We start from the raw sequence: 11,424 nt of genomic DNA, 5'->3' as shown, positions 1-11,424 counted from the left end.
AGTTAAGACTTTGGATTCAATCCAGTAAAGCAAAACTTTCCATTATATCATAAAATTATTTTGCAAGAGGTCTAATGGAAAATGAAAATTGAAATTCATGTTAATTAAGCTGCGACAGAAATTGTCTTAGCCTTAAGCGATGGTTCTGGGATGAGTTGACCATCATCTCGGAGGGTGTCAATATAAAGCTCAATTGCTTCTTTAATATTGTTTTCTGTTTCTTCAAGTGTCTTACCTGTAGAAATACAACCAGGCAAATCTGGAACATAAGCTGAATAGTTAGCGCTGGCCCATTCAAAGATTACAACATATTCTCTCATTATTCCTCTGGAAAGATCGCAATAACAACACTTCGGACAGTTTCATTGTTAACGCACTGGGCTAGAAACCCGGTTTCTACGAATTTTGCGACGAGGAACTATAAATCACGCAATAAACCGGGTTTCTGAGTTCAAAATTCTGTCGTGCGGTGGGGGCGGGTTTATAGATATTGTGGATCTATATGCAAGAAGTCTATTGTTGTTAATTTACCGGACAGGATAGGAAGCCCGATCGCACATTTCCCCAATTTCCCCTAAATTTCCCCTCGTTTACTCGTTTCCAGGGTTAGCGTGAAAACGAGTAAACGGGTAATTATATCAAGACCTAAGAAAGAGTTTTTCGAGCACGTTCCGATCGCTCTTCTGCGGTATCCATGACATCCGCCATTTTATCCACCATTTCCCCTGGATAATTTTCCAGTACCCGAGTAGAAAGCGAAATTCGGCCGCGACTTTCATCTAGATCAACCACCACGGCTTTCAGGGGTTGGCCTGGGGCAAAAACTTGTGCCAGGTTCTCAATATATTTTTGACTGACTTGCTTGATGTGTAGCAAACCGCTAACTCCTTCCAAGTCCACAAACACGCCAAAAGGCTTGATACTGCTGACTGTTCCTTCCACCAATTGACCGATTTCCAACTGACGGAAAGCAGAAGATTGAGTCGCCATCCGTTGCGAAAGTACGAGTTTTTCTCGTTCGCGATCGACTTCCAAGAAATTCACGGTCAAAGATTGACCAATTAGCGATTCTATGTTATCGCGTTGGGCTAAGTGCGATCGGGGAATAAAGCCGCGCATTCCCTCAACATCCACCGTCACGCCGCCCTTATTCGCGCCAGAAACCCGCACCTGAAGCACTTTACCAGTTTCCTGCAATGCAACTAAATCTTCCCAAGCTTGCTGAACTTGTAACTGTTTCAGAGACAGAGTAACTTGGCCGTTGGCATCTTGTTCGCGGATAATTAAAAAGTCCTGTTCCTCATCCAGCGGAACCACTTCCGACAAATCCGTAATTGTTCTCAAAGCAGCCTCTTCGATCGGCAAAAAAGCCGAAGACTTGCCGCCGATATCAACATACGCGCCGTTTGAGTCGTGCTCGAACACTTTACCACGCACTACTTGTCCCTTTTGAAACTCGTAATTGTGCTGTTCGAGGGCTTTAGCAAAATCATCCATCGAAAAAGATGCTTTTGCGCTTTGAGAACCTGTAGATTTGGAATTCATGTCAGTTTATTTGTCAGTTGTCAGTTGTTAATTGTCAGTTGTCAGTTGTCAATTGTCAGTTGTCAGTTGTTAGTAGAAAATTCTCCCCATCTCCCCATCTCCTCATCTCTAAACAGGTTGAAGTTCCTGTCGAAATAGCTCCTTCACCTGCACCCACGACTCGGCTGCTGCGGTAGCGTCGTAACTGCCGCGGTGGTCACAGAAGAAGCCGTGATCGGCATTGTAGCGGAAAATTAGGTGAGGAATACTGTGTTTTTCCAATTCTGTGGCAATTTGGTCAACTTGTTCTGAGGGAATGCTGGGGTCTTGAGTGCCAAAAAAGGCGTAGAGAGTGCCTTTAATGTCGGCTGTGCGATCGATCGTGGGGGCTCCGCCGCCGGGGGTATCCGTGGCGATACCAGCACCGTAGAACGAAGCTGTAGCCTTGATTCCGGGCAAAGTAGCGGCGAGGTAGGCGACGTGTCCGCCAAAGCAGAAACCGATGCAGCCAAAACCTTGTTGTTTGACGGATGGTAAGGTTTTGAGGTAATCGATGGCGGCTTGGATGTCGCTCAGCAGTTGGGATGCGGTAGTTTGTTCTTTGTATTCTTTGCCAATTTTGATAGCTTCGGGCGTGTAGCCGGTTTCAAAGCCGGGGGCTTGACGCTGGTAGATGGCTGGGGCGATCGCCACATATCCTTCCTTTGCTATTCTGTCAGTAACCTCGCGGATGTGCGAGTTAACGCCAAAGATTTCTTGGATGACGATAACTGCGGGAAATTGCCCTGCTGTGGCGGGTTGGGCTAAATAAGCAGCGATTTGCAAATCTCCGTTGGGAAATGTAATATTAGCTGTGCGAATTTCTGGGTTGGTCATAGTTAGTTTTAGTGCAAATTTTGCTGTATGGCAAGTCTAAATCATTTGTGAATGATATTTTTTTAACGAACGAGCAAGATGCCCGTTCCACAATAAAATTAAGTTTTGTGGAACGGGCATCTTGCCCGTTCTTAACAATAGTGCTCTGGGGCCAATTCCACAATAAAATCAAATTTTGTGGAACGGGCATCTTGCCCGTTGCTAACAAGGATGTAAGATGTAAGTTCCCATTTTTTTTAGTAACTAATCCTCAAGTCTACAATATCACATTTCCCGGAAATCTCTGTTTCAAAATTGGCATCACCGGACAAGGTTTTTGTTCCTGCAAATTCTCCGGTTTGTTCCAAGTAAAAGGCCCTTTCTTCTCCGCCGCCATCCACAGCAAACTTTTGGCTCGCGTCATCGCTACATACAGCAATCTAAACTCTTCGGCTTTTTTCAAATAATCTGCTTGTTCCCAGGCTTCACCCAGATTGGGTAAAGGATATTTTTCGTGCAAACTTGCTCGAATTTGTGCTCTCGCTACTTCGGCTAAAGTGAAATCTCCGAGAAATCTAGTTTGTGGCAAGACTCGCAAAGTTCCGGGGATGGTTTGTTCGTGCAAAAAAGGGATAAACACGCAATCCCAATCTAAGCCTTTGGCTTTGTGCATGGTAATAATTGTTAATTGACCTTTGCTGGTGTAGCGTTCTTCTATTTTGTCGTCTGCATCCACAGGTTCAAATTTTTCTGAACTGGCAATTTCGCTGATTACACTTAAAATATTGCTCATTGAATTGTTACCGACAGTTTGAATTGCTACTCGTTCTGCTAGTTTGTCGGCTGTGGCTAATTCTGTTTGATCGTATTGCAGTGCTAGGGCAAGAAATGAGATGATTTGATATGGTGGAAGTTCTAAGCGGGCTTGTAGCAAACCGCAGCAAAAATAGCGACATTTCTTAACTGGATCTGACTGCTTCGGGTCTAGGGGGCCTGGATATAGAAATTGTTCGGGGATTGTCGCAAAAGCATTATAATCTTGTTTGGGGATGAGTTGCCGATCGCTCAAAATCTTTAAGGCTGCTTTTAGGTAGTCTGGTGAGTGCGGGCGATCGAGAAATTGCAGCAATGTTAAGATTTCTAAAGGCACTTGAGAATGTCTATCTCGCTCTCCCACATCCTCAATTTTAATCCCGTATTTACTTAAATCAAAGCTTAATCCGTGTTTTTTCGGATTCTCTAGAACTTCTTTGATAAATTTACCCTGTTTATTTTCACGCACTAAAATTGCCATAGATTTTAAATTTTCTATGGGCAATTTTGCAGGGTTTTCTGCATCGCTAACTTGACCGCCCAGTTCGAGATTATTCTCATTGTTCGCCCAGTCAAAATCCTCCGGCAAAAATGCCTCAACTAATTCAATGACTCGTTTGCCAATTAACTCAACACTCTGGTAAATATCGCGGGGATTATGCAATTCTAAGCCGCAACCAATGGGTGCGGGATTTGCATCATGCTGCGGATCATCGCTGGGTACGGTCTTAATAGTTTGATCGCGAAAAGGTTTTTCTATTTTGGCAAATTCCGAGCTATTCACCCATTGCAACATCTCGTTAGCTGCATCGATAATTACCTGGGTACTCCGACCCGCACCGTCCATTGTCGCTAATTTATTTTCAACTTCGCAGTCGTCACAAAATTGGTTAAAATAAATTGGATCTGCGGGAGTAAAGGTAGAATTAATTGCTTGATTTGGATCGCCAACTCTGATAAAATTGGGAGGTGAATTAGGACGCTCTGGATCGATAGCCAATTTTTTCAAAAGTTCAGTCTGCAAAGGTGTTGAATCCTGGGCTTCGTCCTCGAAAACGGCAAATACTTGCTTTTGCTCGATCGCCTTTGCTCTCGGATTGTCTAACACCCGCAAAGCTGCTAAAATCATTTCGTCATAATCGATAAATTCCCGACTCCTCAACAAAGCTTGATATTTTTGATATAAACCGCCGGCTACCGCTAAAATTTCATAACCGTCTCCAGTATCAAGAGCGCTCATTTCTAACAAGTCTTCTGGTGACAAACCCGAAGATTTTGCCTCGTGAATCACCGTTTTAGCTAACTGCGGCAAAATCTCCGTCCGTAAAACCGATTGTCGCCGCAGCCTCTCCGTTTCCTCTCCATCAAATTGCTGTCCTTCCAACAAAACTTGATATCTGCGGGGATTTTCGGCAATCCAAAGTTCTACACAAGTCCGAATTAATCGGTGATTTTGAGTCGGAGTGACTAAGGTCGAATTTTCTAAATTTAAACCTGACAAATCGGGATGGCGCATTGCAATATTTAATGCTAAACCGTGCAAAGTATGCACTGCAAAACCGCCTTGATATAAAGATAACTGTTGCAGTCTTTGGCGAATTTTAGTCTTAATATTAGCAGCAGCCGATCGCGTAAACGTCACGACAATTAACTGGCGGCGGTTGTGAAGCTGGTTACGGGCGATCGCAATTGCCGACGCAGCAGCCATTCCCGTAGACTTCCCGGCCCCTGGAACTGCCGAAACCGCAAGGGGGCCGCCTTGCCAATCCGCCATCTCGTGCTGGCCCGCACGCAAGCTGGCGCGAATTTTCAGACAAGCTTGTTCTCGCAAAACGGCGGCAATCTCTGAGTTTGAAAGCGCTGAGGCTGCATCCGGGCGATCGATCTCGGTAGGCGATCGGCTAAAATCAGGATCAAATTCATCAGTCATTATTACATCCGCGTTTATCTGCGTTCATCTGCGGTTAAAAATCTAAAAATCTTCAACCTCTACCGTTTCCATTTTTGTATCAGGTAAACTAACGCTATCTATTCGAGCTTAAATTAAAACCAGCATAAAATTCAAGACCCAAGCCTTTTTTATAGGACAAACCCTCAATGAAAACTCACCTCAAAACCAATTCCCCGCCCCACAAGCCAAACCCAAACCCAACCCACAGCAGCACAACTCGTTTTGCTGTGGCGGTATTCTTAAGTTTATCTTCAGCCATTGCTTTACCGAGTTGTGGAGGAGCTATGACCAGCAGCAGCGCTCCAGCCGACGCAGATTCATCCAGCAGCCGCGAAAGCCAAATGGCCGCATCTACGCCCCAACCCCCACCCGCCTCAATCACCAGACAAGGCGCACAGTCAAAAACTTCTGCTGTATCAAAAACAGCACCCCCAGAAACTCCAGCAACTCCTCCCCAACTGATTAAAAAAGCCGAACTCAGTGTCGTTGTCAAATCAATTGACACTAGCAGTAAATCTGTTACCGAGATTGTGAAAAAGCAGCAAGGCGATGTCTTAGGTTTCCAAAACCAAAAGCCACCGGATTCTAGTATCCGCCAAACCGCAACGGTGGAGATTCGGGTACCTCAAGCAAAGTTAGAAACTACTTTAGATGCTTTGGCCAAGCTCGGAAGTGTACAGAACCGAGGGCTTACGGCTGAGGATGTTACTACTCAATTAGTTGATAATGACGCTAGGCTGAGGAATCTTCGCAAATCGGAAGAAGTTGTGTTAAAAATTATGGAGCGATCGGGTTCTGTGGGCGATGTGCTGAAAGCTGCTCAAGAGTTGAGCAATATTCGGGAGTCTATTGAGCGCATTGACGCTGAGTTAAAAAGTTTGCGAAATCAAGTGGCCTATTCAACTATTAACTTAACTCTCGAAGCAGCAGTATCGGCTCAGCAAGATCCCGAACCTTCTCTCGGTTTGCGGATGCAGGAAACTTGGGGACAAGCGACTCATTCTGTGGGCGAATTGACGCTTGGTTTGTTTGCTTTGGGTATTTGGATGTTGGCTTACAGTCCTTATTTCCTGGTAATTGGGGCTGCGGCTTACGGTTTTAATCGATTTAGGAAACAGCATTCTGTTCCGAAAATTCAAGAACCGAAACCGCCTAATTAGTCATTGGTCATTGGTCATTAGTCATTGGTCATTAGTCATTAGTCATTGGTCATTAGATGCCGTAGGGGGTGACGAAGAGCAGACCATATTTGGAGCAACTCGAATATCTGGTAGCGACGCACCAAGCGCGGAAATATTGCGATCGATCGCACTTGATATCATTCCCCATCGCCAATCGCCAATCAAAAATGGTATAAGATGCGTCGCCATGAGATTATCGATCTTTGTTTAGGGATTTTCGCTCGCAACGCACCCTACTAATGACTACTGTCAACTGTCAACTGTCAACTGTCAACTGTCAACTGTCAACTGTCAACTGTCAACTGTCAACTGACTAATCGTCTATTTGCCATCCATCTTTGGTATAATCTTCATCCACAATCTTCTTCGGCCGCATCACCAGCACAACTCGCCCCAAAACTGCAATATCTGGGGATGTTTCAAACCAGTGCAATTCTAAATTTCCGCCGTTATCTGCGAGGAAATAACTGTCAGCATCCCACTGTCTTTGGGCGCGATCGGCAATAATCAAAACTTCTTCAACTTTACCTTCGAGCGGTACCGGCAATCGATCGCTCATTTCCAAAACCGCCACCGGATCTTCCGCGTTCAAAATTACCTGCCATCCAGGAATCGCCACCCAAGCTCCTGCTCCCGAAAATTTTACCATTCGGAACGGCCAGATTTCCTCCGGCAAAGGCACTGCCAGCAAATCTGACGTAGAAAGCGGCAATTTGCCCACCACGGGGACAATCCGTGGCAATTGTTCCTCAGAATCGAGCCTGTAGATGGGCAAGCGGGGCGCAGCCCGCCTCGCAACTACTGTAAAATCGACCAACAACTGCTCGATTTGCGCCCTAGCGCTTTGGCTACTAGCTAATTTTAGGCCGCGAGCAATTAAGCGCGATCGCTCTTGCAAATCGCTTTTCTGTCTCGCCAACTGCCAACACTGGTAAGCTACAGCATCCCCAGGAGTGTCTGTGAAGCCCTGCGGCAGACTCCCGAAGTGCGAAAACTCTTTGATCGCTTTGGCAACTTGGCGAGCATCGTCAACATCCAAATTTTGGGCTAGCATCAAAGCTGCCGCACCAGCCCGCTCTGCTTGAGAGAGAATCCGAAACTCGTATAAAATGTCACTACCTTTCCGCAGAAAGTGCGATCGAACTTCTTCCGAAGCGCCAGCATTGACCATGCTGGTGTAAACTTGGGCTGCAACGCCGACCTGATTTTGCTGAATTGGCTCAAAACCAGTTTGTTCAAAAATCTGCTGAGAATTGCAGCCCGCTTGCAGCAGAGCCGTGCAGGCCTGTCCCCACTCTACCCAAGTGCCTTCCTTGCGGCGGAGCGATCGAATTAACTTTTCGACATCCACAGCATTCGTGGAGGGTGCAGATGCAGGAGCGGAGGAATCTTGAGGTGTATCAGTCATAATTGAATCAAAAATCAGCGCTAATTTATGTGTGATTCGATATCAGCAAGGATCGTGTCGCTGCATAGCGATCGATGGATAGAGTGAGTTATGAGACTATTGTTACAGAATAGTTGCTCACCTAAATTTGCCAAGGGGAGTTTATCGTATTGTTATGGATAATGCCATTCCAGAGCTAGATCAAATTAAACGCCAGCTCATGACCCTACACCGACCGAAAAAACCCAAAATGCTGGTAGTAGACGATGAACCAGACAATCTGGATTTACTCTACCGCACTTTCCGACGAGATTTTAATGTGCTCAAAGCTGAGAGCGGGATTCGCGCCTTGGAAGTCCTCGGCATCGAGGGCGAGGTCGCCGTCATCATTTCCGACCAGCGAATGCCAGAAATGAAGGGAACGGAATTTCTCAGCAAGACCGTGCCACAGTTTCCGAATACTGTCAGAATTATCTTGACTGGTTTTACGGATATTGAAGACTTGGTGGATGCGATTAACTCCGGACAGGTTTACAAGTATATCACCAAGCCTTGGGACCCGAACGAATTGAAAATGGTGGTGCAAAAAGCGGCCGAGACCTATGAAGTTCTCAAGCAGCGGACTGAGGAATTGCACCGTGCCCAAAATCAAATACAACTGTTAGCAACAATCATGCAAACGGCTATGGATTATCCGAGTGTGGAAGCAAGTTTAGAGCCAATTGCTACTGCTGTGAGCGATAATTTCTTGGCGGACGCTTGTATTTTGCAACTGGTGGAAGGAACTGTTTTAATGCCAACCCAAGGCACTCACAGCAGCGGCCAAATTGTGGAAAATTGGCTAGCAGATGACCCTCTGGTTCTAGAGGCAATCTCCTCTCAAACTATGCAGGGTGCTGTGAATATTACGACCGACGCAGCCCTAGCGAGTCTGCCGCACTATCAAAAATCTGGCATTCAAGCTCACCTCAGCGTCCCAGTAGTTCACAAAGGTCGATCGATCGCCATGATGTCCCTCCAGTGGAAGCAACCTTGTTCCCTGCGCCCCGACGAACTCACAACAGTTCACCTCGCCGCTCAACAAGTTGCTTTGGTATTGACGAGTTTTCAGGATAAGTAGTCATTGGTCATTAGTCATCAGTCATTAGTCATTAGTTATGGATTATTTGACCGATAGACCGTAAACTTTCCCCCAGACAAAAAGCGAAATTACTGGCTTTCTTACTTGTGCGGTCGATCGCAAATCCCAATTTTTTACATTTAAATCTTTCTTCCCTCTTCCCTCTTCCTTCTTCCCTCTTCCTTCTTCCTTCTTCCTTCTTCCTAATGACTAATAACTCAGAACAAATTAAAACTATATTTAATCGAATTGCACCAGTTTACAACCAAATGAACGACTGGTTGAGCTTGGGGCAGCACCGGATTTGGAAGCAAATGGCGGTCAAATGGAGCGGTGCCGGCCCCGGAAATACTTGTTTAGACTTGTGCTGCGGTAGTGGGGACATAGCATTGCTGTTGGCAAAACAAGCAGGGTCTACCGGTTGCGTATTTGGAGTAGATTTTTCCGCCGCACAATTGGCAGTTGCGGGCCAGCGCGATCGACCTTTTCTCACCCCTGCAAGTCCCATTACCTGGGTAGAAGCTGATGCCCTAGACTTGCCTTTTGCCGACAATTACTTCGACTGCGCCACAATGGGTTACGGCCTCCGCAACGTGACGGACATCCCCCGCAGTCTTCAGGAACTGCACCGCGTCCTCAAACCAGGCGCCAAAGCAGCTATTCTCGACCTCCACCGCCCCAGCAATTCCCTCATGCGGAGCTTTCAGCAGTTTTATCTGGACACTCTCGTAGTGCCCATTGCTCAGCAATTTGGGATGACTCAAGAATATGCCTACATTAATCCTAGTTTAGAAAAATTCCCGATCGGCGAGCAGCAAGTCGCGATCGCCCACCAAGCCGGATTTGCCACCGCCACCCACTATCCCATTGCCGGAGCTATGATGGGAGTATTGGTCATTAGTCATTAGTCATTAGTCATTAGTCATTAGTCATTAGTCATTGGGAATTGGTTATTAGAAAAATCACTAACAAGTAACCATTAACTATTACCCATTACCCCATGCCCCATGCCCCATGCCCCATGCCCCATGCCCCATGCCTCCGCTTCGCTTCGCCCAATTCCCAATTCCCAATTCCCCAATTATTGATGAACCCGTCTGATATTTGGCTGTTGTTTGCCCCACCTGTAGTGGGAGGAATTATTGGCTATTTCACCAACGATATAGCTATCAAAATGCTGTTCCGCCCCTATCGACCTATTTATATCAAAGGGCGGAAGTTACCTTTCACTCCCGGCTTAATCCCCCGCAACCAAGAACGCTTAGCAAAGCGAATTTCCGACACAATTATGGGTTCGCTGCTGACGCCGCAGGAACTGCAAAAATTAGCACGTCGCCTCCTGCAAACTGAGCGGATGCAGTCGATAATCCTCTGGCTGTTGCAGTTGGCGCTGGATCAGGTAAAAGCAGACGCAGAGCAAAAAACCGCTAAAATTCTTGCTAACATTCTGCGAGATTTGTTGGGGGAATCTGTGCCGCGAATTCTCAAAGTTTTGGCGCGCCGGGAAGATTTTTTAGAAGCTCAGCTCAATCAAATTTTTGACCAAGTTTTGCTGGAAATTCAGTTAACTGAAGCTCAGGCGGGCCAGTTGGCTGATTGGCTGTTGCAGATAGTAATACCGCCGGAAGTGCTGCGGCAGGCTTTGATTGACTTTTTGACCGATCGCAATATTTCGATCATCGATGAAGGGTTTCGAGAAAAAAGCAGCGGCACCTATTGGGTAGTAGCAAATTTGTTTGGTTTGCGTAACACTTTAACTCGGCTGCGGACTTTTTGTCTAGATGACAGACAAGTCACAAATCAGCGGTTAGCAGAGTTAACTGTTTCTTTGGGAATTCGCGGGCGACTTCAGGAATGGCTGCAAAATTTGTCGATGCAAAACTTACCGGTTTCGACGGTGAGACAGTTGCGAAAAACTATGCGCGACAGCGTTCGTAGCTACGTTCAAGAGCGGGGTACGGAGGTACTTGATGGGTTGAGCAAATCTATTGACTGGGAAAATATTTCGCGGTTGATTCTCAATCGATTGCAAACTTCAGCGGTGATGAGCGCTTCGCTGGAAATTGTCAGCAAAGAACTGGCTTTGGTTTTAGAGCGATATCTGGAGCGGGATTTAGAAAATATTGTAGCTCAGGCTATCCCGATTTTGAATATCGACCAGGTGATTGTCGATCGAGTAAAAGGTACTTCTCCCGAAGATTTAGAGTTAGCAATTCAGGGAATCGTCAAAAGCGAATTGCAGGGAATTGTAAATTTAGGAGGGGTTTTGGGCATTTTCGTCGGCTGTTTGCAGACAGTTGTGCTTTTGCTTCAGCGGTGATTTATTGCGGCAGTTTTGAGATCATTGTTGTAGTATGATATTTATCACAGAACTTGCGCGCACATAAGACCGGGCGGTTGAAACCGCTTCTTTTCAAACAAAACCCGACGGGAGCGGGTTGAAGACTGAGCGATTACAATTAGGTTATTTTATTCATTCCGCTTGGAGTGGGATTTGTTTGTGTAGATGCGGTTTCAAGAGACTGTTGGCGAATTAAAAAAGGGTGAAACCAAACATCCCGTAATCCTGGCAAGAGAACTATGATAAGGCAGA

10 protein-coding genes are annotated in these 11,424 nt (G+C 46.1%); 4 read left to right on the top strand and 6 right to left on the bottom strand.

Features of this window, described 5'->3' with window-relative positions; all coding sequences use genetic code 11:
• Positions 1–104: 104 nt before the first annotated feature.
• The 4 genes from QUB66_RS28860 to QUB66_RS28845 all read right to left on the bottom strand — a co-directional run bounded on the left by QUB66_RS28860 (position 105) and on the right by QUB66_RS28845 (position 5,122).
• On the bottom strand, positions 105–320 hold the full coding sequence (locus QUB66_RS28860) for a type II toxin-antitoxin system HicB family antitoxin (protein WP_332970690.1): 216 nt from the start codon (positions 318–320) through the stop codon (positions 105–107).
• 325 nt (positions 321–645) lie between these two features.
• Complete coding sequence (locus tag QUB66_RS28855) at positions 646–1,545, bottom strand: S1 RNA-binding domain-containing protein (RefSeq protein ID WP_265235248.1); 900 nt, start codon at positions 1,543–1,545, stop codon at positions 646–648.
• A 108-nt stretch (positions 1,546–1,653) separates the two neighbouring features.
• Positions 1,654–2,400: a dienelactone hydrolase family protein gene (locus tag QUB66_RS28850; protein ID WP_332970691.1), complete on the bottom strand. Its 747-nt coding sequence runs from the start codon at positions 2,398–2,400 to the stop codon at positions 1,654–1,656.
• Between the two features lie 256 nt (positions 2,401–2,656).
• Entirely contained in the window at positions 2,657–5,122 is a 2,466-nt protein-coding gene (locus tag QUB66_RS28845; protein WP_332970692.1) for an ATP-dependent helicase, read from the bottom strand.
• A gap of 167 nt (positions 5,123–5,289) precedes the next feature.
• On the opposite strand from QUB66_RS28845, the gene QUB66_RS28840 reads away from it, so the two are divergent.
• Entirely contained in the window at positions 5,290–6,303 is a 1,014-nt protein-coding gene (locus tag QUB66_RS28840; RefSeq protein ID WP_265235244.1) for a DUF4349 domain-containing protein, read from the top strand.
• Positions 6,304–6,345: 42 nt separating this feature from the next.
• On the opposite strand, the gene QUB66_RS28835 is transcribed toward QUB66_RS28840, so the two are convergent.
• Together QUB66_RS28835 and QUB66_RS28830 are read right to left on the bottom strand one after the other, a co-directional pair.
• On the bottom strand, positions 6,346–6,513 hold the full coding sequence (locus QUB66_RS28835; protein ID WP_332970693.1) for a hypothetical protein: 168 nt from the start codon (positions 6,511–6,513) through the stop codon (positions 6,346–6,348).
• Positions 6,514–6,637: 124 nt separating this feature from the next.
• A complete protein-coding gene (locus QUB66_RS28830) occupies positions 6,638–7,732 on the bottom strand; it encodes a RuBisCO accumulation factor 1 (RefSeq protein WP_265235242.1) in 1,095 nt (364 codons plus the stop codon).
• 154 nt (positions 7,733–7,886) lie between these two features.
• On the opposite strand from QUB66_RS28830, the gene QUB66_RS28825 reads away from it, so the two are divergent.
• The 3 genes from QUB66_RS28825 to QUB66_RS28815 all read left to right on the top strand — a co-directional run bounded on the left by QUB66_RS28825 (position 7,887) and on the right by QUB66_RS28815 (position 11,151).
• Entirely contained in the window at positions 7,887–8,831 is a 945-nt protein-coding gene (locus QUB66_RS28825) for a response regulator (RefSeq protein ID WP_265235241.1), read from the top strand.
• Between the two features lie 206 nt (positions 8,832–9,037).
• Positions 9,038–9,739, top strand: a complete 702-nt coding sequence (gene ubiE, locus QUB66_RS28820) for a bifunctional demethylmenaquinone methyltransferase/2-methoxy-6-polyprenyl-1,4-benzoquinol methylase UbiE (protein ID WP_332970694.1) — start codon at positions 9,038–9,040, stop codon at positions 9,737–9,739.
• 179 nt (positions 9,740–9,918) lie between these two features.
• A complete protein-coding gene (locus tag QUB66_RS28815; protein ID WP_265235263.1) occupies positions 9,919–11,151 on the top strand; it encodes a DUF445 domain-containing protein in 1,233 nt (410 codons plus the stop codon).
• The last annotated feature ends 273 nt before the right edge of the window (positions 11,152–11,424 follow it).

The sequence above is a fragment of the Microcoleus sp. A2-C3 genome, assembly GCF_036706065.1.
Classification (GTDB): domain Bacteria; phylum Cyanobacteriota; class Cyanobacteriia; order Cyanobacteriales; family Microcoleaceae; genus Microcoleus.
Note: the sequence above shows the minus strand (reverse complement) of the source record. Positions and strands in the feature narration are given on the sequence as shown.